We start from the raw sequence: 26,374 nt of genomic DNA on the forward strand, positions 1-26,374 counted from the left end.
ATCGCGCGTTTTGTTCATTCAGCCGCATCAAAATCACCGGAGGTCACTATGTCATTCGCGAAACTCGGACTCAGCACACCCCTGCTTCAAGCGGTTAGTGAGCTTGGTTATCATCAACCGACGACGATTCAGAGTCAGGCCATACCTGTGATTCTACAGGAACATGATCTCATTGCTGCGGCACAAACCGGCACCGGTAAAACAGCTGGATTTGTCCTCCCGATATTGAACAAACTCGCTCAAGGACAAACTCAGCGTAAAAAACGTATTCGGGCTTTAATCTTAGTCCCCACTCGTGAGCTGGCAATGCAGGTCGCGGAGAAAATCACCCAATATGGCCGATATCTCCCCCTGACATCTCTCGCAATTTATGGCGGCGTTGATGAAAAACCACAGAAACAACACCTGATTGAAGGCGTTGATGTGCTGGTGGCAACCCCGGGAAGACTACTTGATCTGTACCATCAACGGGCGGTTTACTTCGAAGAAGTCGAAGTTTTAGTCCTTGATGAAGCAGACCGAATGCTGGATATGGGATTTATCGATGATCTGAATAAAATTCTTGATCGACTGCCAGAAGATATCCAACACCTATTATTTTCAGCGACGTTATCACACAAGGTTCGTGATCTCGCAAAGACAGCGGTCCATAATCCGCACGAAATTACCATTGCCGCAAATCAGGCTTCCAAACCCAATATCGAACAGTGGCTGATCACCGTTGATAAAGACAGAAAATCAGCCCTGCTCGCTCATCTGATTCAAGAGAATCAATGGGATCAAACACTCATCTTTATTGAAACCAAACATGGTGCCGCCAAACTGGTGGCTCAGCTGGAGAAACGAGGCATTCAGGCCGAAGCCTTTCATAGCGGTCGTAGTCAGGCCATCCGGGCCAAATTGCTGGAAGATTTTAAAAACGGCCAAATCAAATATATGGTGGCAACGGGCGTGGCTGCCCGAGGCATCGATATTGATTCACTACCACGTGTCATCAATTACGATCTGCCTTTCCCTGCGGATGAATATGTTCACCGCATCGGCCGGACCGGAAGAGCCAATGCATCCGGCGAAGCGATTTCTTTCGTTTCTAAAGACAATTTTAAAAATTTGTGCATGATTGAAAGCCGTCTCGGTCACTTAATCGAGCGTAGAGACGTTGCCGGATTCGAACCGAAAAAACCGGTTCCGATCTCTATTCTGAACTATGTGCCCAAACATAAACGCACGCATCCTTAAACAGTTCAATTGATATGCGGTTTGAAGTATCAACAGACCGTACCATTAACCATCAGTTACCCAGTTTCAACTTATATGAGGAATGCCCTTGTGAGCCAGTTACCTTTTTCTTCTCTGCCTTTATCTCCGGAACTGTTGCAGAGCCTTGATGCTCTTGGCTATACACACATGACTCCGATTCAAGCGCAAAGTCTGCCTTTTCTGCTTCAGGGAAAAGATATTATCGGACAGGGGAAAACCGGCTCGGGTAAAACCGCAGCATTTGGCCTCGGTTTGTTACATAATCTGAATGTGAAACGCTTTCGGGTACAATCACTGGTCCTGTGTCCAACCCGCGAGCTGGCAGATCAAGTTGCTAATGAGATCCGTTCACTGGCAAAAACCGTGCACAACATTAAAGTGTTAACTCTCTGCGGTGGTATGCCGATGGGACCACAAATCGGTTCTCTCGTTCACGGCGCGCATATTTTGGTTGGTACACCGGGGCGCATTCTTGATCATTTGCAGAAAGGTCGAATCGACTTATCAGAATTAAATACGTTGGTCTTGGATGAAGCGGACCGCATGCTGGAGATGGGCTTTCAAGACGCGCTGGATGCCATTATTGACCACGTTCCGTCTCAACGACAAACACTGCTGTTCAGTGCAACGTTTCCGGCACAGATTCAGTCGATTGCACAGCGGATTATGCAGGCCCCGGAGTGGATCAAAGTCGAATCTACCCATGATAATACCTCCATTCACCAGGCATTTTATCAAGTCGGTGGTGATGAATCTCGCTTACTGGCACTGAAAAAACTGCTCCTTGCTCATCAACCGGAATCAACAGTTATTTTCTGTAATACCAAACGTGAGGTTCAAGAGGTAGCCGATGCCCTCTACCATGATGGCTTCAGTGTTATTGATTTACATGGCGATCTGGAACAGCGGGAACGAAATCAATCGTTAGTCCAATTTGCCAATAAAAGTGTGTCGATTCTCATCGCAACCGATGTCGCGGCCCGAGGTCTGGATGTTGAACAACTCGATATGGTGATTAACTACCGCCTGTCACGCGATCCAGAAGTCCATGTTCACCGCATCGGCCGGACTGGCAGAGCGGGCAGCAAAGGCATGGCATGTAGTTTATTCAGCGCCAATGAAGGTATTCGGGTTGCTCAAATCGACGAATACATGAACACACCGATTGATCCGGTTGCGCTACCGGCTGACGACGTACTCAACCGCTCACCATTTCAGCCCCAGATGGTCACCATTGAAATCTCCGGAGGCAAGAAACAAAAAGTCCGTGCCGGCGATATTCTCGGAGCCCTCACCGGTCAGCAAGGCATCGAAGGAAAACAAGTCGGAAAAATTAATCTATTCGATATGCGAGCTTATGTGGCAATACACAAAAATGTCGGTAAAAAAGCAGTGAAAAAGCTAGAAAGTGGCAAAATTAAAGGACGGTCTTTCAGAGCACGAATCATCAAGTAATATTTATCTGATAGATTCATATTAATCAATTTATTATTCTTCTGAAATAATGTTAATGCAGATATCCCGGTATTGGATTGATACCGGGATATTAAGTAACTCATGATCTAATTAACATTTGTACAAAAAGGTTTGCAACTCAGATCATTCGGAAATTTGAAATTCAATGATGTGGCACATATGTCCAGCCGGTGTATCGACCCCTACAGTAACAACTTTGACGGTTTTCTTCGCCACATATGCTGCCATTAATGCGGACATCATACCTTTACTACCGGGATCATTTTCATTGATATATGACCAAGACGGATTTTTGGGACCATTGTGGCAATGCCACGCACCGGGGTTATTTGATATAACCCGAAAGTGAAAATTTGTCGGACCTGACATAAAAATAGAACTAATTTTAAATGCTGCCGGATATTCCGCTGCCTGAAGTGAACCACTCAGAGCAATTCCCATCACAATTAAACTTCGAAAAAAGTTTTTCATTGATATTCCTACACAGTGTCAAAAATAATGATCACTCCTGAACGATTAAATAAATTTTCTGGAGTTATCGTGAAGTCTGAAATTGTATCAGTCTAGTCAAATGTTTCAATAATTCTGATATTTATATTGAGCAATTAAACGTATTCTTATCACTTCGATAAAGTGTCTGTCCTTATAACGATAACTTTGTTGGACATAGCAAACGCTTTATGAGTAAAGTAATTGAACAAAAGCCTAACCAATGCCCGACCAATTTACTAAGTTATTTATGGTATACTACAAAACTTCCCACCGTAAAATTACGTTAGGCAAGCCCAGCAGATAATCAAATAAAAAAATTCAGAGGTATTTATGAAAACGTCCAACCCACGACTAACACTGCGTGTGATTGAAAAGAGTGATTACGATGAGCTCGCTGAGCTCATGGATCTCGTCTTTCCTGATGTAGGTGGGGCATGGCCAAAAATGACTATCATGGATCTGATTCGTCAGTTTCCAGATGGGCAGATTTGTATTGAAGACAACGGAAAAATTGTTGCCGCAGCGCTAACGATCAAAGTTGATTACAACCGTTACTCACTGCCCCATGTTTACACAGACATTGTTGACGAAAACGACATCATTCAACATAACCCACATGGCGATGCGATGTATGGTCTCGATGTTTTCGTTCATCCTGACTATCGTGGTATGCGTTTAGGTCGCCGTTTATATCATGCGCGCAAAGAGCTTTGTCAAAGTGAAAACCTTAAAGCAATTCTGGCAGGTGGCAGGATTACGGGATATCACAAACTCTCCGATGAACTAAAAGTCGCAGAATATATTGAGCAGGTTAAACGTAAAACCATTCACGATCCGATCCTCTCCTTCCAGCTCGCCAATGACTTTGATGTCAAGCGGATTATGCGCCACTATCTGCCGGAAGATGATAAGTCTCAGGGATACGCGACACTCCTTGAGTGGGATAACTTTTTCTATGAAGCAGATCAATCATCAATCCATGAGCTTGATAAAACCCTCGTCCGTATTGGCATCGTACAGTGGCAAATGCGTCAGGTTACAAGTCTGGAAGACTTACTTGAACAGTCTGAGTTTTTTATTCGCTCTCTATCAAACTATAAGGCCGACTTTGCGCTCTTCCCTGAGTTTTTCAATGCACCGCTCATGGGTCTTCAGCAAGACCAAACATCCGTCGAAGCGATTCGCTACCTTGCATCCTTTAGTGGAGCGATTAAACAGCGCTTTTCTGAGCTTGCCATCACATACAACATCAATATTATCGCTGGTAGTATGCCCGAAGATCGGGATGGTAAGCTGTATAATGTCTCTTATCTGCTTCATCGTGATGGTATGATTGATGAACAATTGAAGATTCACATCACACCACATGAACAACGCGACTGGGTCATTGACGGTGGTAACGAAATCGGGGTATTCGAAACCGATGCGGGACGTGTTGGTATCTTGATTTGTTACGATAGCGAGTTCCCGGAACTTGGACGAATGATGGCAGAAAAGGATGTGCAAATCATGTTTGTTCCGTTCTGGACTGACACAAAAAATGGCTATCAACGCGTCCGTCTCTGTTCACAAGCCAGAGCAATTGAAAATGAATGTTATGTCGCGATTGGTGGCAGCGTCGGTAACTTGCCACGTGTGGATAATGTGGATATTCAATACGCACAATCTGCGGTATTTTCACCATCCGATATTTTCTTCCCGCACGATGCCACGATTGCGGAAGCGAGCCCGAACACAGAGATGATCATTTTTGCCGATGTTGATTTAGATAAATTGAAGCAGTTAAATACCGAAGGCTCTGTGACTAACTTACGTCACCGCCGTCTCGATGTTTACGGTGGTTTTACACAACCGAAATCAAGCAAATAGTCAAAGGAAAGGAGGATAACCCTCCTTTTTTCTTATCGGCTTAAAGACTAATTATCCCCGTGCATACGGGGAACACCCAACTCCAAAAATTACGAACCGGGTAAGGAGCGGTTCATCCCCGTGCATACGGGGAACACTTACGAATATAATTTTTGAATATCTCCGATTGCGGTTCATCCCCGTGCATACGGGGAACACCCAACGACGCCGCGGGCGCGTTGTCTGTAGCGCGGTTCATCCCCGTGCATACGGGGAACACCTAGTTAAGCCCCGCGCGAACCGTTGCGGAGACGGTTCATCCCCGTGCATACGGGGAACACTCTCGGGGGGTGTTTAGGCTTAGGCTTGTCACCGGTTCATCCCCGTGCATACGGGGAACACTTCTACCAATCTCGATAGAATCTCTAATCGCGCGGTTCATCCCCGTGCATACGGGGAACACATACGACATAGAAGGCGATGCAATCCGAATGCCGGTTCATCCCCGTGCATACGGGGAACACGATCTATATAAATCATTGCGCCTGATTTCGGCCGGTTCATCCCCGTGCATACGGGGAACACGCTTATTCGTAATTATATGTATTGTTGGGTTGCGGTTCATCCCCGTGCATACGGGGAACACTGGTATTGAGAAACGTTCAGAGTCTTTATTTTCGGTTCATCCCCGTGCATACGGGGAACACTGCCGCGTCACTAAGTGCAAGAGCAAGTTTCTCGGTTCATCCCCGTGCATACGGGGAACACGATTGCGAACCAAGTCATCTGAGCGAGCGTTGCGGTTCATCCCCGTGCATACGGGGAACACGCTCTAAAGCTGGCGTCCATCCAATGAATGTCCGGTTCATCCCCGTGCATACGGGGAACACATACAAAAACGCTGGTACGGTAATTCCGATCATGGTTCATCCCCGTGCATACGGGGAACACGCGACAAGGCGGAAAAAGAAGGTAACAAAGCACGGTTCATCCCCGTGCATACGGGGAACACAGAATATACCCCCGACCGTTCTATGCTCCGACCGGTTCATCCCCGTGCATACGGGGAACACCTTTAATGCGGTACCAGAAACCGAATCCGACACGGTTCATCCCCGTGCATACGGGGAACACTGGAATATGTTTACCAAGGCCAACAACCATCACGGTTCATCCCCGTGCATACGGGGAACACGAATTCTTCATCCCATTGTGTAACCGCTTGAATGGTTCATCCCCGTGCATACGGGGAACACGCGTTCTTTATGGCCTACCAGAAAACGCCACTCGGTTCATCCCCGTGCATACGGGGAACACCGAATAATAACGGCGAAAACTGCCTTAACTATCGGTTCATCCCCGTGCATACGGGGAACACACCATCCTCATCACCTCCCCGGCTATCGTTCCCGGTTCATCCCCGTGCATACGGGGAACACCCATAAATTCCAAACCGAATGCGTGCCTCCCGCGGTTCATCCCCGTGCATACGGGGAACACCGAGACAGACCCGTTTAAAAAGGGGCGAATCCCGGTTCATCCCCGTGCATACGGGGAACACGTTTTTGCTACAGATAAAAAAGGTTTGCGTACCGGTTCATCCCCGTGCATACGGGGAACACCTCGCGAAGCGTTAGCTAAAACCCTCTGAACCCGGTTCATCCCCGTGCATACGGGGAACACTCTAATTGTAGACATCTGATTTATATAAATAAATTTACATGTTAACAATCTACCAACATTTTTACCTATTTTTGACGCTTAGCGATCTGACCGAAAATCATCAAACAATCTGGTGTCCGGTGAGCTGCCAAAGTGCCTGTCCTTGTCTTTATAGCGACTTACATATCACTCTCGATAGGCTTAAATTTCACCAGCCTCAACCCCTCAAAATCAATCGGCTCCCGGCGGTTTTCGCCATACGTCTGAAAATCAAAACCAGATTCAGTATTGGTGGCCCACGCCATGACCACATTGCCGGTTTCCGCCAGTTGCGTCACTTGCTCCCAAATCATCTCTCGAACTCGTCGCGAGACCTCTCCGACATACACCCCAGCGCGTACTTCTAATAACCAGACGGCTAACCGGCCACGTAAACGGGGTGGTACGGCCTCTGTGACAACGACCAACATACTCACAATTATTTGCTCCTGTGTCCGACATCACCGTAAGATTCAGGCTCAGGAATCGCGGGGGGTTGTGCATCTTCCGGCGGCAGCGGTGGCTCGATTTCTCCGGCAGCTAATACCTCTTCAATCAGAGGAATCAATTTTTTAAGGGTCTGATTTTTTCGAAAGGCTTCCCGACACTCCTGACGTACTTTTCTGTCGGGTTCAAGCGGCCGATACGACGCAACCCTGAACGCGACAGGAACCACGGTATCAAATTTGATAATGTCAGCGATATCATACACAAACGATAACGGTTTACCGGTATGTAAGAAACCAATCGCCGGGGCATACCCGGCCGCCAAAATTGCAGCTTCAGTCACCCCATACAAACAAGCCGTTGCCGCACTAATACATTGATTGGTGATATCCCCTTTTTGCCAGTCTTTGGGGTCGTACCGCCGCCCCTGCCAGTCAACCCCGTACTGTTTGGCAAGTATTTCGTAGGTTTTACGTACCCGCGCCCCTTCAATCCCCCGCAACTGATCGACACTCCGGCGCTCTGGCGCAGGCTCTTTAAAGCGAAGCTCGAACATCTTGCGCACAACTTTTAAACGGAGCGTTTCATCCAGCGCTAACTTGGCCTGATAAAGCAGACGATCCGATCGCGCCCCACCCGGCTGCCCCACAGAATAAAGACGAACACCCGCTTCACCGACCCAAATCAGTAATGTGCCTGTGGTTGAGGCCAGCTTCACCGCGGCATGACTAATCCGCGTACCGGGTTCGAGCAGAATGCAAGCCAGCGACCCGACCGGAATGTGCATCCGTTCGCCATTGACTTCATCAATGACGACAAACGCCCCGTCACGCACATCGATTCGCCCCATCGCGACAAAAATCATTGAATTCCGTTCTTTCATCGGGATCGGTTTTAGGGGAATGAATGACATTAGATCCTCCTGATCAACATCAGGCCACATCCCATCGCTTTGGCTCTGCCAAAACCCTCTGCATATTGACTTAAGAAGCGCTCAGGATCGGTGACAGTCAAAATCCCCTGCACATCAACGCTCGAAAACCGAACATGATGTTTATGCTGTTCCCGACGATTTTTCTTATAGCTGCCATGCTGGGTATAACTCTGGATATCAGGCTGAGTATCCAGTTTGATTCCCCATCGGCTTAAGCGAGACTCATGACCGAGCCACTGATGCACGGCGTCATCCATATGTTGTTGCAACACATGCGGCTGTAATTGTTCATCCCGAAGCTGATGTTTGGTATGCATCACCACATCATGACGCTGCTGGCGGCCATCTTTGGTGATACAAACCGTCGGGTTGACCCGTAATTGGTAAGCCAGTTTCTGCCCGGCATGAAGCTGTGGTGCAAAGACTTTGCTCTCGGCCCGACAGTGACGGCTATATGGATCGGGCTGGGTTTTCGAAAGCGTATAAAAGAGCGGTAATTGATGCGCATCGACCTCTTGGCGATAGATAAACTGACGTTTCTCATCGCGATGAAAAAGTTCACGCCACAACAGTTGATGAGAGGCGTATGCGTCATTTTGGTCAAGCTCAAGCAGAACCTTGGCTAAATTAGCCGAGGGGCTCAGCGTGACTTTTGATAAATACAATTGCATGTTTTATACCCTCTCATTTGCCGGATCTGATGATCCGCTGTCTTTCTTCGCACTAGATTGCGCGACAGAGAGTTGATACATCGTGCGTGACTGAAACTGCCAACGGTTCCTATTTTCCGGTTCATCCCAAGGGAAAGTCGTGACAACCGACTCTGAATCTTCGGGTTCAATCGCTTGAGGATCGTTCTCCCAAAAGTAGGTCACCCACCCATTGTGGCGTAGCAAAAAGTCATCAGCCTTTTGACTCCGGGTAAACATGTGAAATTCAGTGTCTAAAGCAGATCGAAGAGAACTGTCAGCCACAATTTGTGGTGATAACGGCGCAGCAGGCGGGCAAGATTTACGGCCTAAATAGAGCGGAAACACGGGTGTTTTCAGGGCGGAATGAAGCTCTGCTAATGTATAACCCGGCTCAGGCGTCAAAGTCACCGCAATCGTCCACATCCCGTCACATCGATAATCCCGGCTGGAAAGTATCGTATTGAGGTGTGATTCAGCCAGTTCGCTCTTGCGTGTCCGGTGCGTAAACTTCCGATCCGCCGACGGCACTTGAGTGGTGTGATAATCACGAATCAGCGTACCGGGAACAAGTTGCTTCACAGCGATTTCAACACTCTGCTGTAACGCTTGCAGTTGCGTTTCATTATCCCGCCGAATTCCTAATGCAGCCCCCAACAAACCTAAAATCGCGGAACGGGACGGGGCAACGGCTGTTTGTCGATCCCCGCCGACGGCTGGTAATCCCCAGCTCGCCATTGGGCCATAAAGACGAAATACGAGATAAGATCTCATTCTCCCTCCTTATTCAGCGACAAATTGCTGCAATTGTGTCAGAGAACCTTCCCCGGTAAATGCATTGATCCGATAACGACTGTCGGCACAGTCACCGTAAATGGCGTCGAAATTCTCCGCTTGTTTTTCCAGCGCTTTGACGGCAGCTTCCCCCATATCGATATCCACAACCGGCTTGAGGAAAGCGACAGAAAGCGAACGCGGTTGCTGAGCACCTTTCTCTGCCAGCACAAAACTCGCATAAGCGCGTGAGCCGAAACTGTTCTGCTTCCCGCTGGGTGATACCTTGACAACCGCTTCAGTCAGCGCCTGAATCGCCTGATTCGCCAGCGCTTCATCGCCCTGTAAACTGTCGATCAGTTGTGTTTTGTTAATACAGATGTAGCTATAGAACAGCGCAGCCGCAAAACCGGCCTCTCCGATATGTGCTGAACCAGCATCGGTTTTGCCATCGTTGAGATCGTCAACGGCTGTAAAATAGTCATCTTCGACTGTCACCGAATGGACACTAATCGCGTGGGCGACCTGACAGGCGGCTTCGACGTTAAATTCAGGAGAAGACGCTAACATCCGGCCAAATAGTGCAATATCCACGCTCGTCTGTTTGTTCTTGAGCGCCTTAAGTTCTTCAGCGCTGGGGCCACGATCTTCTGCCGCCAGTACCGCAACCAACGAAAGTGCAGCATCTTGTTCTGCCGGACTGATATGGGCCAACTGTTCAATTTCAAGTGAGTCTTTTTTTAATTTGCCGTATTGACCGGCCATTTCTGCCGCCCATTTTTGTGCCGATTTTTCTTTGACGCCAGCCTGTGTGAGTGCCTCAAATAAGCTCAGACCAAATCGTTTGGTCCGAATGCCTAAATGCCCGGCCATCGCTGCTTCAAACAGATCAGAGGTTCGCCAATGGCGTTTTAAACTTTGAGAGCTCACCCGAAGGCGCTCTGTCCCACCCATGACAGCTGTTTTAGGTCGGCCTAAATCGTCACGGTTCAGGTTTGAGGGGGCATAAGATGTAAGTAGGTGAAGCTGAATAAACTGACTCATTGTTAGGTATCCTTCATTCATCAATAGGTTCGCAGCACGGTGTCGTGCACAGCATTAAATGTCGTACGAAGCATTAAAAAGTGATATGGCCGTCGGTTCACATCTGTTTTTAGTGTCCGGCAGCCCGGTAGTAGTCCATGGCCCATTGCACAGCAATACGTTTATCTGCTTTGTGAGGACGCATGCTGTCATGTTCCTGAAACCATTGTTCAATGTCTTGAGCCAGCGCTAATGGCGAGACTTTACCTTTGACCTGTTGCAGGATGCGACGTAACCGACGCAGAAACTCATCTGGCGTTTTGGCCGCTTGCAGTTGCGCAAAACGCATTTCACTGACCGCTGATTTATCATTGTCCCCTTTTTTCCCCGCTGCACGGGCAAATGAGGTTTCAGATTCAGCCGTAATGTAAACCAATGCCGCGGCAATGGTGGCCCAGCATTCGATATCTTGTGGCTTGGCTTGCCCGGTGAACGCTTCGGGGAGCGCCATCCATAACAGCCGGAACCCTTCCGTCATCATGGCACTATCAACCGAATCACACCGTTTTAAACGAGCTTTCGCGCCACTAGGGGCCGGATAAATATCTGTTTTTTTCAGTTCATCTTTCGATAACACCATGCTTTGCCACCAGCGCTGTAAGGTATACCTGACCGCACTATGATGACGGATGGAGAAAGATGTAGGCTTACTCTGTTCCATTACACCGCATCCTGTATTGTTGTCATTCGATAATCATTGATAAACTGCCGGACTGGATTTTTATCTTTGCTGCTATAGAGCCAGCCTTGTAATGCCCGACGTGCTTTAATTCGTTTTGCCATATCGCGCTGGTTGACAAGTTCAGCCGACAGGGCATATTCATCGAACAGTGCCAGACAAAGGCGCTGGAGCTGTTCAAGCCACCGCTGTGCTTGTTCGGGGGCGAGTTGATCACCGTGTTGAGCCTGAGCAACCATCTGTTCAACCGCAATAAAAAAGCTCGTTTCGCTCCGTTGCCAGAAGGCCAGATCAATAAAAGAGGTATCCCCTTTGATGTCTCCGGGCCGCTCGAACCACGCCTGTTTGATTTGCGTCCGGGTATGCCATAACGCCTCGTTGGCAAGCTTTTGTAAGCGTTGCACCTCACTGACAATCTCGTCTTGTATGGTGTGTTCCACCTCGAATAAAGGCAGAGCGACTGAATACCAGCCCCGGGCTTTCATGTTATCCATGTCATAACCGAACACCCACAAACGGGGCAGCTCGTTCAGTTTTGCTTTTAATGCGATTGACTGATAATGCTTCACAACCGAAGCACATCTGACGCCCAGATTCGGGCTATCGAACGTCAGCACATCCCAGATTTTATAGTTGATCCCGCCGGGCTGCCCTTTTATAGACAGGTGTTCTTCATCCGGTTTTTTCGGATCCCATTTATAAGGTGTGAGCGGATGTTCCCAGTTGCCGCTGTAATTACCGCCATAGTTTTTAGTCCGGTACTGGCTGACTGATAATGTGGTTTCTCTGCCACTAATCTGGCATTGGCACACCGTCTGATCGACCAGTAAGCGGATGCGACGCGGCATAGCCCAAAACATATGTAAGGGATGCACATCTTTCTGATAAATTTCGCTATTCTTTTTCTGGCTTTCCCGTGTGGGAGCAAGCCAAGGGAAAAGACGACCATCATGAAAATCAGGATCATCGTAGCGCCACATCTCCCGATTGATCACATTCAGCCATAACTTCTGCCATAAAGAATAGTCACTGTTTGCGGGTAAAACTAACGTTGTCAGCGGCCCGCCACCACGAAGACCGACACGATGCCCGACACCACCGGCAGGGGCATTAATCTGCATGGTAAAGAGGGCCAGAGCGGCCATTTCCAATGACATTACGTCACCAATCCCGCGTTTAATAAAATGGTCGGTGTTATGCCGGATACCATTCGCCCCCGGCGCTTCAATCAACAGCGCGGAAACGGGCGTCGGCTTCTGGTCATCCAACGGGTCAAGGTCTTGCATAAATAACGGCCCGTCACCAAGCAGATCAAAGGCATGAGCCATCGGTTCAAACACTGCCTGTAACTGAGTAACGGACGGTGATTGCCGAAAGCGCTCACGCCATTCAGCGGCATCTTGGGGGGCAAAAGCCGTTTGGAGCACCCCAATCGTAAATTGGTAAGCAGCGCCCTGAAAATCAGCGCGCGGGAGGGCAAAGTCCACAACATCCGGATCACCAATGCTGGTCAGCGCTAATACTTTCTCGGTACCATCCCGCATGCGGAATGGCAACCAAGGTTGTTGTAACAAGTTCATCACATCTCCTGTTTTTGCTGCATACAAAAACCTGCTGTTTCATCATAAGCAAATCGAGAGTCCATCTCTGGCATCCAGAGTTGCAAGTATTTGGCTGCCGGGTACGCCCGGTGTACGGATTGGATCTGCTCTTCACTAAGCATTGCTAAATGGTCAGCAAATTTTTTCTTGCCGACTTTGACCGTACTCAAAGCCACAGCAAATTGCATATCATCAACCCAAGGAACCAACTGATCATCTTCGGTTCGTTTGAGTAAAAGCACACTTACCGTTTCAACATCACTGTAACGGGTACCGATTTCCTGATGATCTTCTGTCCAGTATTTTGAGCTATTCGTATGGTAACCATACCGGAAGTCAATCAACTGAGACCAAGCTTGATTTGCTTTGGCACACTCATCCCCCATCAGTGCTTCTTCTTGACTTTGCAGGCTGATGGGAATGCAGTCTGTTGCGGTATCACCATAGACCGCTTCAATTAACTGCCGCGCCTGTTCCGGCATTCGAATCGCTTCAAGCTGGCGTAAAATACGTTGAGCAAGCCATAAACGCCCCGGTGAACGGTAAACAAATTCCGTGTTGCGGAAATTTTGACTCAACCAATCCTTCGCCGGCTCCTCTTCCCACACCGGTGCATGAACATATAAAACCGGTGCCGGGCGTTGATCACTCACCTTGGGTGTATGGCATCCGGTCGCATCACGGGTGTGACGGTGTAACCGACCGGCACGTTGGATCAGATCATCAATCGGACATAAATCAGAAATCATCACATCGGCATCGGCGTCTAGACTTTCCTGAAAGACTTGAGTCGCAATCAAGACCTTACCTTGCCGGTCTGTTCCGGTGCTTTTCTTACCAAACCACTGTAAAACTTGCGTCTCTATTCGCCGCCGATCATCGAGAATAAAACGACTATGGAATAACAAACAGTCTTCTGGTTTTGCCAGTTGAGCGCTGAGCAGCCGATAGGCCGCCAATGCGTCATCCACTGAATTTCTCACCCAGACGACACATTGCCCCTGTGCCACAGCCGCAACAATTCGTTCCACACATGCTTGCTCATGATGAATAAAATCAACCTGAACCGCCCGGCTGACATCCGCACGACTGGCTAAAGCCTGCTCTCGGATCGGTGTCGAGCTGCCATAGCTCAGTTGGGTGGCTAACGGGAAGTGGGTTTGTGTGAGAAGTAAGCGTGGCTCTGACTCAGTGTTCAGCCAAATATCAGTCAAACGCTGACGCTGTTTCAGCGAGAGTGTTGCTGTGAGTAAAATAGCTGACCCGCCTTGATGTAAATGGAGTCTGAGTAACGCTTCAAGCAACTCAAACATGTAGTCATCTGCCGTATGTATTTCATCAAAAATAAGCACTTTTCGATGCAACCCTAATAAACGTAACGACTGGTGACGACGTGGTAATACCGCTAATAATGCCTGATCGATGGTTCCTACACCGACGGGCGCTAATAATGCTTTTTTACGCGAATCGGCTAACCACTGATTACATTGTGCTGTCGCACTGCGATCCGTCTGCGCATAATTCATATCCCTCGGCCCGGATTCCATTGTCGCTTGTTGAAACCGTTCATTCATCTCCCGGGCGGCATGAGCCAGAACGATACTGGGTATATTCTCTTGCTCAGCAACAAACATCTGCTGGTAGTGGTCTGCAATTCGGTCAAACATCGCATTTGAGGTTGCCATCGTCGGCAGACCGAAATAAAAACCGTCAGCGACATTTGCGGCCATCAGACGGTGTGTCAGTGTTAAAGCCGCTTCTGTTTTCCCCGAACCGGTCACATCTTCTAACACAAACAACTGCGGGGCATCATCGAGCGGAACCTCTTCAGCCCATTGTTGCAGTGGTGTCGGTTGAAAATGAAAGTGAGCCTCTACAGACTGAAATGGTGCCGGACGACTCGATTGTGCTAAACCGAACGCTTGGATTGCTCTGACGGCAACATTCTGCGCCCTACGCCAATAATCACAAAGTGCTTCGGGTTGACTTCGATAGTGAAAATACGCCTGATTTGAACCAACCCAGTCAGCCAGCACAGCAATACCGGCCAATTGCCAACTCACCTGCGCCAGACGGCTGGCCCATACTTTGTCAGTGAGCTTTTCTAACGGTATATCCGGCTGGATTAAGTGATAAACATCATGAACAAACTGCCCGGCAGCATCGAGATTATGTGGTTCGGTAAACTTTCTCATGGTTACCATCGCTGCACTTTCAACCGGCTGACCATGATGACCGAAGACACAGTCGAGCATTATCATCAAGGTTTGATCAATACGATCTTGTTCATTTTCAGAATATGATGCGAATGCAGGAAGCTCTGCATAGAAAGGATCTTTCAATGTTTCCCAAAAGAATAACCCCAATCGGTCATGTCGGTATTCGCTGCCATCGTATGTGCGGCGACAATGTGGTAACCATGAACTGTCGGGTGGCCGATGTAACGCCTGAAAAGCGGAGGCAAATTTGCCTAAATCATGTAGTGTCAGTGCAAAAATAAACCAACGATTGAGCTGACTTGGTGAAATGTCCAGAAATGCGGCTAACTCACAGGTGAGTGGTTTTTCAGGATGTAATAGTTGTTGCCCGACAGCCGCCACATCAAGACTATGATAAGGCAAAAGATGGTAGCCATCCCCATGATATGTCAGTGCTTGATTCGCCTTGCCCCAGTACAAGAAGTAAGCAGGTTCTTCCATGAGAGGTTGATTCCAGTCATCAATTGAATGTCATCAAAAATAGCACACCTCCTGTTCTAAATACGGGAAAAATTACAGACCAAGAAGAAGTTCAAGCTTATTCACACAATTAATAACAATACAATCAATAATCATATTTATCAGCGCTCAATCACCCGTGAATTATCCCCGTATAAACGGGGAACGTATAGTGTAACTGGCAACACCCCAGATTTTGATTCGGTTCATCCCCGTGTGTACGGGGAACAGGGTACGCTCAAGATTTAGCTTTGCCAATGTTTCATTTCATTCAGACAAGACGCTGATACTTCTGAATTCGAGAAACGTATTGTGAGAACTAAAGTGTCTGTCCTTATAACTGATAAATCCCAATGAATATAAAACTTTTCTCATATAGTATTCATGTTTCAATGACTCACTAAAAAGGATCACCATGAGAAAAATAATACAGGCGTCGATGTCACTACTACTTGGCTTGGGAATATTGTCGAATACATATGCTGCACAAGTCGAAGTACATGACCCGGTAATGGCTCGCGAAAACGGTATTTACTATGTATTCAGTACCGGACCGGGTATCACCATGTACTCATCCACAGACAAAGTTCACTGGAAATATGCCGACCGTGTATTCAGCGGTGAACCTGTGTGGGCAAGGTCGGTCGCCCCGGAATTTAATGGTCATCTCTGGGCACCAGAAATCTACAAGAAAAATGGCAAGTTCTATCTTTACTACTCGGTATCAGCATTCGGCAAAAACACATCAGCCATCGGTGTCACCGTGAACAACACACTCAACCCAGATTCACCCGATTATCACTGGCAAGATCAGGGAATCGTGCTCCAATCGGTTCCGGATCGCGATAACTGGAATGCAATTGACCCTGCCATTGTCGAAGATGACAACGGCAATACTTGGATGAGTTTTGGCTCATTCTGGAGTGGCCTGAAACTGATCAAACTCAATTCAGATCTGAAAACCCTCGCGCAACCACAAACGTGGTTCGATATCGCTTCCCGTCCCGGCGTCACCGATAATCCGGTCGAAGCACCCTTTATCTTTAAAAAGGATGGCTACTACTATTTGTTCACCTCATTTGATTTTTGCTGCCGCGGGGTGAACAGCACTTATAAAGTGATGGTCGGACGAAGTCAGAATGTACAAGGGCCTTATTACGATAAGCATGGTGTCTCCATGTTAAACGGGGGCGGCTCTCCGGTTCTTGAAGGCAATCAGGACTGGGCAGCACTTGGCCATAATTCGATCTATACCTTTGATCATCAGGATTACATGGTATTCCACGCCTATGAAACTGCAGATAACGGCGTACAAAAGCTGCGTATTCTAAAAGTTAACTGGAAAAACGGCTGGCCAATGGTCAATCCTGACGATCTCAATACCAATACAACCGAACTGGTTGAATAATCCCGCTCCGGCATGGGACAGGCAGGTTCAGGTCAGGCGATGTCTGTTCTGAACCTACTGTTTTTCTGACTATTTATAATGGAATGCTCAAGTTTCAACGCTCGAACGCTTGAAGTGTCTGTCCTCGTAAGACTTTAAGATTTATTGCCAATACAGATCCTGTATTTTAAACCAACCGCCTTCACATCCATTAATTGTCACTGTAAGTTTTTGCCCTGCGGTCTTTGCTGCCAGAATAACCGACTTAAATGCGCCATCTGCATTAGACACACCAGCCCAACCATTACTACTGGCACATTGACCGGAACGCACTGCATTGGGATAACCTTCATGTAATAGCAAGGCAATCGACCCTGAAGGACTAACATAAACTTTACTCACAGTCCCCGTATCTTGAGAATAATTTGCGGCATTCACAGAAATGCTCAAAAACAGAGAGCCAATCATTAGAATTTTCTTATACATGTAACATGCGTCCTTATCATTAAATATAAAACTGTATGGATAATGAGATCGTTATCCATAATATCACTCTTGCTAAAAACTAACTGTACTGAAGTGTCTGTCCTTACAAAAATATCTGCCCAAAAATAAGACGCTAATCGCCCCAATTTGCTCAGAATACTGACAACTGTCTCATTCTGCATACAGAATGAATTGACAAGAAAAAACTTCCTTTTAGCATGGAGGTTTTAACCCGATGAGTGCCTTTTATGTCTGATACGACACAACCTCAAGAACCTCAGGTTCAGCTTGACGAACTTTCTCCTGAATTGCGTCAGGTCATTTTATTTGATGATGTTCCTCAGGAAATGTTTACGATGATTGCTTCGATCCATGAAGTATCGGAAGAAACCGTTAGAGAGGCATGGAATAGTCTGCCGGCTAGTGCGCAGAATATTTTAGATAATTTTGAACAGTTTCATGCGCTGATATCTGTGAGTCAGGCTTTTGCCGGCATTGAAACGATGGAAGGGATTGCAGGGATAGACTTGCCGGCTTCAATGGATGACCAAGCCAAAGAAGATTATCGGGCACAGATGCTGGATCAAGTGTTGTTCCAATGTGTGAAAGATATGGTTAAACAACTGAAAAAAGCGCGTCGGGATCCAATTCTGAAACGTGAATTTATCGAAGTATTCAAATCAAATTAAATCGTCGATTTAACGACTTTGGCAAAACGGCAGGTCATCGCATAATGTTGCCCTGCCGTCGCTGATCGAGCTTTTATTCACAAACAAAAACCTGAGAATCAACTAACGGTAGCCGGTTGATTTCTGGTTCTGCAAAATAAAAACCTTGCATAAATCGGATTCCTGCACGCTTTAACCAGAGCATTTCTTCTTTCGATTCAATCCCTTCCGCTATCACATCAATGCTCAGTTCATTCATCATATTCAACGAGTGCTTCAAAATACACTGACGAACCGGATCTTGATGGATGCACCGAATCAGAGACATATCTAGCTTGACGATGTCAGTTTGCAGATCAGCAAGTAACCCCAGTCCCGAGTATCCGGAGCCAAAATCATCAATCGCCGTTTTAAAGCCTAAATTCTGATAGGTTCGGATAATTTCAAGCATCCCGGTAATATCTTCAATTGCCTCAACTTCAGTAAATTCAAAAATGATATTTTCGGTCGGAAATTTAAATCGCTCCGCAACTTCCAGCGTTGCTTGTAAACACCGCTCAGGATGCAAGATTGCATTCGGTAGAAAATTAATACTCAAAAGTAGATCCAAACCAAGACGTGACGCATTTTCGATCGCCCTAACCCGACACATTTGGTCAAATGCGTAGCGGCTGTCTTTTTTTACCGAAGCAATGACTGTATCGGCATCTTCATCATTCTGGCCTCGTACCAGCGCTTCATAGCCAACTATTACATTTTCCTGACAATCTACTATCGGTTGAAATGCCGTTAAAAAGTGTCCCATACGTTCTTCACGATGAGATGAACAGTAGTGCAGCAGATGTTCTGAGGACTTTGTTTTCATCAATTATCGCCCGCGTCAAAAAATATTCTCACTTTAACCCTAACCTGCTCTTATCGCTTACACAAGTCCCTTTATTCATACGGAAGAATTAACTATCTGATAAGTATGATATATGCATGTATTTTATGATCAATCTGATTACCTGTTTCATAAGAATGTGATTTGAATGTTACCAAATCGTCAGTATATTGACGAGGTAGCATATCAATTGGCGATAAAATCAAAAATAAATCCCTAATGCCTAAACATAAAGGATGATTAAATCGGATGCTAATAACTAATTTATATTTTTGATATTATTCAAAAAGTAACGATTCCAAGCATCTTTCTATGCTGTTATCCTATCGCCCATCTAATTCTTTTCAACGGTTTTGCGTTTGGGTGATACATGACTTTAAAATGCAATGAGATGAAGTGATAATCATTTTATATTGAATATATAATTTTTTATTTATAACCATACTTCCACTCATAAGCTTCTATAATTATTTATATCAGTGACAATAGTGAGTAACTGATCTATTTGCAACATTTTTTAATCCATGATTATTAAGGATTTTTCTCATGTTCATGAGCCGACAGTTAAAATCTGATTTACAAAAAACACAACAACAATTACATACATTGCAAGGTACGACAACATCGATTGAAAAACATGTTGCCGTAGTTGAATTCGATATTGATGGCAAATTGATAAATATCAATGACATTTTTTTGAACACGTTAGGCTACAAACGAGAAGAAGTTATTGGCAAACATCATTCCATGCTCTGTTTCGATAATTACAGTCGCAGCCAAGAATATACTCAGTTCTGGAAAAATCTAACTGCCGGCCAGTCACAACAAGGTACATTCAGACGAAAGAGTAAAAGTGGGCAGAATATCTGGCTAGAGGCAACCTACTTTCCGATCGTCATTGACAATAAAGTGGTCCGGATTATGAAAATTGCCAATGATGTCACGGATAAATATGAGCTGAATCAGTCTAGAGAAAGTATTCTGGACGCATTGAACCGCTCGCTGGCAATTATTGAGTTTGAGCCTGACGGACATATTATCAGCGCGAATAAGAATTTTATGCAGACAATGGGGTATTCCCAAGAGCAACTGAAAGGCAAACATCACCGAATTTTCTGTGATGAGGCTTTTATCTGCAATAATCCGAATTTCTGGCAAGAACTGGGACGAGGCCAGTTTAAATCCGGTAAGTTTCTCCGGATTTCAAGTCATGGAGAACATATCTGGCTGGAGGCGACTTACAACCCGATTATTAATGCCGATGGTAAAGTGACGAAAGTCATTAAGTTTGCATCTGATATTACTCAGCAAGAAAAACGTAATATTGCGATTGCCGAATCCACCGATTTAGCCTTCAGTACAGCCGTGGAGACATCTCAAATCGCAAGACAAGGTGCAGATCAACTTGAAGAAGCCGTCGAAGTCTCTAAGAAAATCACCAGTCAGGTGCAGGAAACCTCAGAAAAGATTCAATCACTGAATGATAAATCCAAAAGTATTGAAGAGATTGTCGATACAATTCGGGGCATTGCCGAACAGACCAACCTTTTAGCACTGAACGCTGCAATTGAAGCGGCTCGTGCCGGTGAACAGGGACGTGGATTTGCTGTGGTTGCCGATGAAGTCCGCAAACTCGCGTCTCGGACGGCTCAGTCCACGGAAGAAATCGCCAAAGTCGTCAGTGAGACCCATCAACTGATGCTTTCGGCAACGACCGCCATGTCTGAAGTCAATCATATTGCCGGTGAAGGTATGGATAAAATATCTCAGGTGGCAACCGTAATTGATGAAATTTATCTGGGTGCAGAGAATATTTCCCGCTCTGTCAGTGAGTTAAACGAAAAGCTTTAAACCAGCAACACCGCCAAACACTCCAACAATGTTCACTGTCACCTCGTACAACGAGGTGACTCACTTCCGGACAGCAATGCATCGCTTCGACATATCTCGCTCATCAATTCAATATTTTCGAATAGGTTAAGCGAATATTCCTACTTCTTTATTTTGGTCTGCATCACTAGAATATTTTTCTGTTTACAGTTCACATGTTTCCAACTAAACAAGGAATTTATTATGTCTCATGTTCTTGCTCTGAAATCCAGTATTCTTGGTGAATATTCTCAATCCAGTAAACTGCTTGATGCGTATCTGGAAAAATTCAGCGGCGCACAAGTGACGCTCCGTGATCTAGCGGCTAGCCCACTCCCTGTACTCGATTTCTCGGTTGCCACAGCACTGCGTGCCGCTGAAGACCTGAGTGATGAACAACAAGCCGTTGTCAATCTCTCTGACCAACTGATTGCTGAAATTAAAGCGGCTGATACTATTGTGATTGCCGCACCGATGTATAACTTCACTATCCCGACTCAGTTGAAAAACTGGTTCGATTTGATTGCACGTGCCGGTGTCACTTTCCAATATACAGAAACCGGTGTTCAAGGCTTGCTTGAAAACAAAAAAGTTGTGGTAATCACCACACGTGGCGGTATTCACCAAGGTAGTGCGACTGACAACGTCACACCATACCTCAAAACAATTCTGGGCTTCCTCGGCCTGACTGATGTTGAGTTTGCTTATGCTGAAGCACTGAACATGGGTGAAGAGTCTGCAGCGCAAGGCATTGCAACTGCAAAAGACCAATTGAGTGCGATTGCGGTTTAATGTTCCGAGCCGTCAATTGTTGAGCAAAAAACAGCGCTAACGGCGCTGTTTTTTTCATTCATGTCCGAGATGAAATAACGTCCCCACTCCGACTGACTGGGCTAGTTTGATCAATATTTTGCTAAAAAATCCGTAACTACAGCATGTCAATAATACCATCAGGATAAAATGGCAGACTACCGTTCAAAATATCATCCTCATCAAACCAACGAACAATAAATTGCTCTCCGTTTACCTCAATTCCGGGAATTTGTTCCCGCTGATAAAACGATTTATCTTTTAATTCCGCCTCGTAGACAAACACAATTTCATGTCCGGCTGTACCACTGAATGTAAAAATATTTTCGCTGATCCCCAATAACCTGAGATTATCGATTTCTGCACCGATCTCTTCGAAGGTTTCTCTGCGAGCTGCATCTGTAGACTTCTCACCAAATTCAATCCCACCACCGACTGGAATTACATATTTTTCATCTTTAATCGGGTCATACCCTTCAGCTAACAGAATACGACGCTGATGACGAAATAGGCAGACCGCTTTAGCTCGGATATGTGGCATAAAAGACTCTCATTTCAAATCACGGCAAATATCTGTCAAATCCTATTCAATCCATCAAATATAATCAATGTTTGAACAACAGACTCAACTTCTGATACAGAGACACCTTAAGCATACAGACAGTATATTTCTCATGAACCGTTTTGGTTCATTTGCTCATTTCGCTTATGGGCTAACTTGTCCTGATACATGTTTTTATCAGCCTCTGACAATATATCATTGACAACAAGGTCTTCTGATTGACCTTGAAAACAATAATATCCGATACTTAAAGAAATCGGTATTTCATGGTTACGCCAGTGTAAAGGATTAGACGCGAAGAAAAGGTGTATTTTGCGGATCATCTGTTCAATATCTTCTGGTTTAGTGGTGCGCTGTAGCATCACAACGAATTCATCACCACCAATTCGAGAAATGAAATCAGATGATCTTAAACATTGGGTTAATGACGATGCGGTATGCTTCAAGACTTCATCACCGGCCTCATGCCCTAATGAATCGTTAATTTTTTTGAACCGATTTAAATCAATATTCAACACCGCTAATTCAATTGTGACTCCGTTTCTTAATTTGATTCTTTCAAACTCATTGAATAGATAACGTCGGTTGGGAAGTTTAGTCAGCTCATCATGCAATGAAAGCTGATGCACACGTAAATAGTTGTTAATCAAAGATAAAATAAGAAAATAACCCACCAATGATGTGATAGCACCAAGCGTATAAAATAGCACCTCAAAGCGATAAATATGTTCGATATCATGGACGTTTTTATATTTGGCAAATAAGGTCCAATTACTATTGGGCAGAGATATTGGATAACTGATGTCAAATGTACTTAAAACCCTTTCATCTCCTTCAATTAACTTGTTCGTTGCACCATTATAGTTATGTGAAACCAGCGCGATGTCTACATCCTTAAGCTGGTGAAGATTAGACAAGTCAATCAGCTTATCATAATTGATCACGACGCTGAGACCGCCCCAATATTTTGTGTTATATGGTACATCCGTAAATATCGGATACCTCGCAATCAGTGCAATACCACCCTGCACCAGTTCGAGTGGACCAGCAATAAAAACCTTTTGAGTCTCTCTGGCAATTTGAACTGTTTTATACTGTTGAGGGATGGTACGAAAATTCAACCCAATCGCTTTTTCATTCCCTTTTAAAGGATAAACATGGGATATAATGTCATTAGGAGCCAGTCCGATGTTTTTCACCAGATCGGCTTTCGATAAAAATTGCTCGGATACATACTTCCAATTGTCCATTGCAAATTGAGGATCTAAAGCAACAACGGAAGCGAAGCTATCTGCAAGATATGTATCACGAAAGATATTCGCTTCGATACTATACCGAACTAACGCGAGTTCGTGCTGTATTACCTCTTTGACTTGTTGACTTTGTTTGTCAACAAACCGATCCGTTATCATCTTCACAGTCATAAAAGAGAATAAAACATATCCGATCGTCAATAGACAAAACATCCATGGATTGAATTGATACGTTTTGATAATTTCATACTCCCAATACCAGACATAAACTAAAAACCACCTTTATAATCATATACTAAATATATAAGATCTGTCGGTATTTTAGCCAAGATATAGCTTGGTCTTTCCAATTTCGGAATTGATGTTCTAAAAATGACAACCACCAACTGCCTAATGAAGTCGGTGGTTTAAGACAGGAAATAAAAAATCACTGAAAAAGTTGGCGATTAAGCCGGCAAATACAAGCTATGTCGTGATCTTAAATTTTCCTACTTGAGCAGTCAGATTCTCTGACATCTCATTTAAGTGCTGCGCTTGTATAGCACCTTCCTCGGAGTCCTCACTTAGACGGTCAGAAATAACCTTGATGGACTCAGTGTTGGCGTTGATCTCTTTACTAACGACCGCTTGTTCTTCTGCTGCGGTGGCGATCTGTGCCGCCATATTATTGATAGCCTCTGTAGATTCTTTGATTTCTTTGAAGCTCGCTGCGGCATTACTGGTATCCTCAACGCTTTGGATAGCCAAATTGTGACACTGATTCATTACCTCAACAGCCTCCGAGGTCGTTCCTTGAAGCTTACTGATCATTTGGCTTATTTCTTCTGTTGACGTTCGAGTCCTTTCTGAGAGTGAACGAACTTCATCAGCAACGACGGCAAAACCGCGGCCCTGTTCCCCGGCACGGGCGGCTTCTATGGCTGCGTTAAGCGCCAGCAGGTTAGTCTGTTCGGCGATATCTTTAATTGACGAGACTATCGTCGTAATCTGTTCCCCTTGCTGGCTAAGGTCTTCAATTACCTCACTTGCACTTTTAACCTCTTCAGAAAGCTTATTAATGGACTCCTCACTCTTTTGTGAAAGCTGGTTGCCTCTGTTGCTGACTTCGACCATATCTGTAGCGCTTTGAGAGGTCTCTTCGGCGATGTTAGCGATCTCACTTGTCGTGGTCGCCATTTCCGTCATAGCGGTTGCAACCATTGTGATTTCATTCTGTTGGTTAGCAATACTTGACTGTCTTTCACTTGAAGATCGAGCGCTGACTTCTGACTGATTGAGTACTTCATGTGATATCTGATTCACTGTTGAGATAATACCGTGCAGCTTTTCGACAAACAGATTAAAACTTCTTGCCAGATCGCCTACTTCGTCGTTGGTCTTAGCATCAATACGTACAGTTAAGTCACCTTCATCCTTAGCGATGTCGTTTAGCGCTGCAGATACCGAAAGCAGGTCTGAAAGCATATAACGTAGAGCCCCCCCCAGAATGATGATTGACAATGCAAACATAATAACAGCGGTTATGATTTGGTACGTCAGTTGCTCTTGCACCGGCTCAAGTAGCACTTTCTTTTGACTCATTAGTACCAGATACCAGTCAGTACCCTTCACGCTAGATACAGTCGATAGGTACTGAACACCGTTTACTTTAACATCTAGCAAGCTAATTTTATCGGCATGGCGAATCAGCTCATTCACCGTGATATCACGTGTAAGCTCAGTAAAGGGCTTATTCCCCAGCTCCGGGTTTGGGTGCGCGATTATAGTTCCAGTTGAAGAGAGCAAGAAGGCTTTTCCGTCACCCGGGACCTTAATTGAGAGAATATCATCCTTGATCTTATCAAGAGGCAGAGTCGCCATCGCTACACCAGTGTTCTTCCCATCAACTACAACTTTCTTTGAAACGGTGGTGATAAGCATACCGCTTGATGCACCAACGTAAGGTTCACTGAGGTACACTTCTGAGCTATTGATGGCATTTTTATACCAAGGCCGAATTTTAGGATCGTAACCGGCCTTGGTGTTTAACCCCTTTGCCCGGTAGGTATCACCCGCAACAGTGCCATACAGAACCGAGCCAAAGCCACCCGCCATATTGATTGTCTTAATCTCGCTGGTGATTTTCTCTGTGGTATCCGTTCGGTTTAAAGCATCAGCAAATGCAGAGACCATGTTCTTCTTCTCATTAATCCATTCGCTTATTGTTCGAGAACTGCTTTCGCCATATAGCATATTCGAAGACGTGATGCTATTGAGTATTTGCGTCCGAATAGAATAGGCAGAGAGGCTTGCCTGTACAAACGCAAGGGCAGCAACAATTAAGCCGCCAATAATGAGCAGTTTTTTGGTGAGAGTCATGATGAGTAAACTCCTTCTATTAACATCTTTGACACCTAAGTATAGTCGTTTAATGATCTTGAACACTATTTAAGGATGGTAAGGTCACCGCTAAAGAAAGTGATGTTCCATAACAAAACAACACTGCTCATCGGGACGGGTCATCGGGTATTACATTGGTCGATTCAGACTTGTTATGGTATACGGGCTTTAAAAGCTTTCAAGTATCCTCAATTGATATGTAAGTGCCTCTCGCTTGAATGTAATGCGCAAATAGATAGGATCAAAAATAAATCTATTTTATGTTATGGAAATGTAATTAAGATCACTAACGGGGATGGGACAATGGAGACTATTTCCGATTTCATGATTTTCATAGCATCCAACCAAAAGCGCCCCAACCGGAGCGCTTCAAAAT

General features: G+C 45.5%; 21 protein-coding genes and 1 CRISPR repeat array. Of the genes, 7 read left to right on the forward strand and 14 right to left on the reverse strand.

What is annotated here, in order from left to right; translation table 11 throughout:
* Positions 1 to 48: 48 nt before the first annotated feature.
* A complete protein-coding gene (locus VRK_RS13165) occupies positions 49 to 1,239 on the forward strand; it encodes a DEAD/DEAH box helicase (RefSeq protein ID WP_059121793.1) in 1,191 nt (396 codons plus the stop codon).
* Positions 1,240 to 1,329: 90 nt separating this feature from the next.
* A complete protein-coding gene (gene dbpA, locus VRK_RS13170) occupies positions 1,330 to 2,715 on the forward strand; it encodes an ATP-dependent RNA helicase DbpA (protein WP_059121794.1) in 1,386 nt (461 codons plus the stop codon).
* 144 nt (positions 2,716 to 2,859) lie between these two features.
* Here the strand turns inward: dbpA and VRK_RS13175 are convergent, their stop codons facing one another.
* On the reverse strand, positions 2,860 to 3,207 hold the full coding sequence (locus VRK_RS13175) for a hypothetical protein (protein ID WP_231735775.1): 348 nt from the start codon (positions 3,205 to 3,207) through the stop codon (positions 2,860 to 2,862).
* Positions 3,208 to 3,558: 351 nt separating this feature from the next.
* Between VRK_RS13175 and VRK_RS13180 the strand changes: the two genes are divergently transcribed.
* Positions 3,559 to 5,097 (forward strand): bifunctional GNAT family N-acetyltransferase/carbon-nitrogen hydrolase family protein, encoded by a 1,539-nt coding sequence (locus VRK_RS13180; protein WP_059121795.1) that lies wholly within the window; start codon positions 3,559 to 3,561, stop codon positions 5,095 to 5,097.
* Positions 5,098 to 5,144: 47 nt separating this feature from the next.
* Positions 5,145 to 6,759: direct repeats of the CRISPR family, unit length 29 nt; unit sequence CGGTTCATCCCCGTGCATACGGGGAACAC.
* Positions 6,760 to 6,917: 158 nt separating this feature from the next.
* Here VRK_RS13180 and cas2e read toward each other — a convergent pair.
* The 8 genes from cas2e to VRK_RS13220 form a co-directional block, all read right to left on the reverse strand.
* Positions 6,918 to 7,208, reverse strand: coding sequence for a type I-E CRISPR-associated endoribonuclease Cas2e (gene cas2e / locus VRK_RS13185; protein WP_443083477.1), 291 nt, complete (start codon positions 7,206 to 7,208; stop codon positions 6,918 to 6,920).
* Between the two features lie 8 nt (positions 7,209 to 7,216).
* The gene (cas1e, locus tag VRK_RS13190; protein ID WP_059121797.1) at positions 7,217 to 8,137 is read right to left on the reverse strand and encodes a type I-E CRISPR-associated endonuclease Cas1e; all 921 of its coding nucleotides are present in this window, start codon (positions 8,135 to 8,137) and stop codon (positions 7,217 to 7,219) included.
* Positions 8,137 to 8,829: a type I-E CRISPR-associated protein Cas6/Cse3/CasE gene (gene cas6e, locus VRK_RS13195; protein WP_231735776.1), complete on the reverse strand. Its 693-nt coding sequence runs from the start codon at positions 8,827 to 8,829 to the stop codon at positions 8,137 to 8,139. Before cas6e ends, cas1e begins: the two co-directional genes overlap by 1 nt.
* 3 nt (positions 8,830 to 8,832) lie before the next feature.
* A complete protein-coding gene (cas5e, locus tag VRK_RS13200; protein WP_059121798.1) occupies positions 8,833 to 9,621 on the reverse strand; it encodes a type I-E CRISPR-associated protein Cas5/CasD in 789 nt (262 codons plus the stop codon).
* 9 nt (positions 9,622 to 9,630) lie between these two features.
* Positions 9,631 to 10,665: a type I-E CRISPR-associated protein Cas7/Cse4/CasC gene (gene cas7e, locus VRK_RS13205; RefSeq protein WP_059121799.1), complete on the reverse strand. Its 1,035-nt coding sequence runs from the start codon at positions 10,663 to 10,665 to the stop codon at positions 9,631 to 9,633.
* Positions 10,666 to 10,774: 109 nt separating this feature from the next.
* Positions 10,775 to 11,365, reverse strand: coding sequence for a type I-E CRISPR-associated protein Cse2/CasB (gene casB, locus VRK_RS13210; protein WP_082671381.1), 591 nt, complete (start codon positions 11,363 to 11,365; stop codon positions 10,775 to 10,777).
* Positions 11,365 to 12,963 carry a type I-E CRISPR-associated protein Cse1/CasA gene (casA, locus tag VRK_RS13215; protein ID WP_059121800.1) on the reverse strand — a complete coding sequence of 533 codons (1,599 nt, stop codon included), beginning with the start codon at positions 12,961 to 12,963 and terminating at the stop codon, positions 11,365 to 11,367. The genes casB and casA overlap by 1 nt, the downstream gene beginning before the upstream one ends.
* A complete protein-coding gene (locus tag VRK_RS13220) occupies positions 12,963 to 15,683 on the reverse strand; it encodes a CRISPR-associated helicase/endonuclease Cas3 (protein WP_059121801.1) in 2,721 nt (906 codons plus the stop codon). Before VRK_RS13220 ends, casA begins: the two co-directional genes overlap by 1 nt.
* 433 nt (positions 15,684 to 16,116) lie before the next feature.
* On the opposite strand from VRK_RS13220, the gene VRK_RS13225 reads away from it, so the two are divergent.
* Positions 16,117 to 17,109 carry an arabinan endo-1,5-alpha-L-arabinosidase gene (locus VRK_RS13225; protein ID WP_059121802.1) on the forward strand — a complete coding sequence of 331 codons (993 nt, stop codon included), beginning with the start codon at positions 16,117 to 16,119 and terminating at the stop codon, positions 17,107 to 17,109.
* A gap of 141 nt (positions 17,110 to 17,250) precedes the next feature.
* On the opposite strand, the gene VRK_RS13230 is transcribed toward VRK_RS13225, so the two are convergent.
* Positions 17,251 to 17,574 carry a hypothetical protein gene (locus VRK_RS13230; RefSeq protein WP_059121803.1) on the reverse strand — a complete coding sequence of 108 codons (324 nt, stop codon included), beginning with the start codon at positions 17,572 to 17,574 and terminating at the stop codon, positions 17,251 to 17,253.
* A gap of 248 nt (positions 17,575 to 17,822) precedes the next feature.
* On the opposite strand from VRK_RS13230, the gene VRK_RS13240 reads away from it, so the two are divergent.
* Positions 17,823 to 18,263: a DUF3069 domain-containing protein gene (locus VRK_RS13240; RefSeq protein WP_059121805.1), complete on the forward strand. Its 441-nt coding sequence runs from the start codon at positions 17,823 to 17,825 to the stop codon at positions 18,261 to 18,263.
* A 73-nt stretch (positions 18,264 to 18,336) separates the two neighbouring features.
* Here VRK_RS13240 and VRK_RS13245 read toward each other — a convergent pair whose 3' ends face one another.
* Positions 18,337 to 19,107, reverse strand: coding sequence for an EAL domain-containing protein (locus VRK_RS13245; protein ID WP_082671383.1), 771 nt, complete (start codon positions 19,105 to 19,107; stop codon positions 18,337 to 18,339).
* Positions 19,108 to 19,671: 564 nt separating this feature from the next.
* On the opposite strand from VRK_RS13245, the gene VRK_RS21580 reads away from it, so the two are divergent.
* Together VRK_RS21580 and VRK_RS13255 are read left to right on the forward strand one after the other, a co-directional pair.
* Complete coding sequence (locus VRK_RS21580; RefSeq protein ID WP_059121806.1) at positions 19,672 to 20,976, forward strand: methyl-accepting chemotaxis protein; 1,305 nt, start codon at positions 19,672 to 19,674, stop codon at positions 20,974 to 20,976.
* Between the two features lie 222 nt (positions 20,977 to 21,198).
* Positions 21,199 to 21,786, forward strand: a complete 588-nt coding sequence (locus VRK_RS13255) for an FMN-dependent NADH-azoreductase (protein ID WP_059121807.1) — start codon at positions 21,199 to 21,201, stop codon at positions 21,784 to 21,786.
* 136 nt (positions 21,787 to 21,922) lie between these two features.
* Here VRK_RS13255 and VRK_RS13260 read toward each other — a convergent pair whose 3' ends face one another.
* The 3 genes from VRK_RS13260 to VRK_RS13270 all read right to left on the reverse strand — a co-directional run bounded on the left by VRK_RS13260 (position 21,923) and on the right by VRK_RS13270 (position 25,977).
* Positions 21,923 to 22,345 (reverse strand): NUDIX hydrolase, encoded by a 423-nt coding sequence (locus VRK_RS13260; protein ID WP_059121808.1) that lies wholly within the window; start codon positions 22,343 to 22,345, stop codon positions 21,923 to 21,925.
* Between the two features lie 131 nt (positions 22,346 to 22,476).
* On the reverse strand, positions 22,477 to 23,778 hold the full coding sequence (locus VRK_RS13265; protein WP_231735777.1) for a diguanylate cyclase domain-containing protein: 1,302 nt from the start codon (positions 23,776 to 23,778) through the stop codon (positions 22,477 to 22,479).
* 306 nt (positions 23,779 to 24,084) lie between these two features.
* Entirely contained in the window at positions 24,085 to 25,977 is a 1,893-nt protein-coding gene (locus VRK_RS13270) for a methyl-accepting chemotaxis protein (protein WP_059121810.1), read from the reverse strand.
* Between the last annotated feature and the right edge of the window lie 397 nt (positions 25,978 to 26,374).

Source organism: Vibrio sp. MEBiC08052, from assembly GCF_001506075.1.
In the GTDB taxonomy this organism is placed as follows: Bacteria; Pseudomonadota; Gammaproteobacteria; order Enterobacterales; family Vibrionaceae; genus Vibrio.

Bases quoted from the DNA above. Each gene is read 5' to 3' on its own strand.
- VRK_RS13165 (WP_059121793.1), top strand. From the start codon at position 49: ATGTCATTCGCGAAACTCGGACTCAGCACACCCCTGCTTCAAGCGGTT.
- VRK_RS13220 (WP_059121801.1), bottom strand. From the start codon at position 15,683: ATGGAAGAACCTGCTTACTTCTTGTACTGGGGCAAGGCGAATCAAGCA.
- VRK_RS13265 (WP_231735777.1), bottom strand. From the start codon at position 23,778: ATGATAACGGATCGGTTTGTTGACAAACAAAGTCAACAAGTCAAAGAG.
- casB (WP_082671381.1), bottom strand. From the start codon at position 11,365: ATGGAACAGAGTAAGCCTACATCTTTCTCCATCCGTCATCATAGTGCG.
- VRK_RS13230 (WP_059121803.1), bottom strand. From the start codon at position 17,574: ATGTATAAGAAAATTCTAATGATTGGCTCTCTGTTTTTGAGCATTTCT.
- cas6e (WP_231735776.1), bottom strand. From the start codon at position 8,829: ATGCAATTGTATTTATCAAAAGTCACGCTGAGCCCCTCGGCTAATTTA.
- VRK_RS13225 (WP_059121802.1), top strand. From the start codon at position 16,117: ATGAGAAAAATAATACAGGCGTCGATGTCACTACTACTTGGCTTGGGA.
- VRK_RS13245 (WP_082671383.1), bottom strand. From the start codon at position 19,107: ATGAAAACAAAGTCCTCAGAACATCTGCTGCACTACTGTTCATCTCAT.
- VRK_RS13260 (WP_059121808.1), bottom strand. From the start codon at position 22,345: ATGCCACATATCCGAGCTAAAGCGGTCTGCCTATTTCGTCATCAGCGT.
- casA (WP_059121800.1), bottom strand. From the start codon at position 12,963: ATGAACTTGTTACAACAACCTTGGTTGCCATTCCGCATGCGGGATGGT.
- VRK_RS13270 (WP_059121810.1), bottom strand. From the start codon at position 25,977: ATGACTCTCACCAAAAAACTGCTCATTATTGGCGGCTTAATTGTTGCT.
- cas1e (WP_059121797.1), bottom strand. From the start codon at position 8,137: ATGTCATTCATTCCCCTAAAACCGATCCCGATGAAAGAACGGAATTCA.
- cas5e (WP_059121798.1), bottom strand. From the start codon at position 9,621: ATGAGATCTTATCTCGTATTTCGTCTTTATGGCCCAATGGCGAGCTGG.
- VRK_RS13240 (WP_059121805.1), top strand. From the start codon at position 17,823: ATGTCTGATACGACACAACCTCAAGAACCTCAGGTTCAGCTTGACGAA.
- VRK_RS13255 (WP_059121807.1), top strand. From the start codon at position 21,199: ATGTCTCATGTTCTTGCTCTGAAATCCAGTATTCTTGGTGAATATTCT.
- VRK_RS13180 (WP_059121795.1), top strand. From the start codon at position 3,559: ATGAAAACGTCCAACCCACGACTAACACTGCGTGTGATTGAAAAGAGT.
- cas2e (WP_443083477.1), bottom strand. From the start codon at position 7,208: ATGTTGGTCGTTGTCACAGAGGCCGTACCACCCCGTTTACGTGGCCGG.
- VRK_RS21580 (WP_059121806.1), top strand. From the start codon at position 19,672: ATGTTCATGAGCCGACAGTTAAAATCTGATTTACAAAAAACACAACAA.
- VRK_RS13175 (WP_231735775.1), bottom strand. From the start codon at position 3,207: ATGAAAAACTTTTTTCGAAGTTTAATTGTGATGGGAATTGCTCTGAGT.
- cas7e (WP_059121799.1), bottom strand. From the start codon at position 10,665: ATGAGTCAGTTTATTCAGCTTCACCTACTTACATCTTATGCCCCCTCA.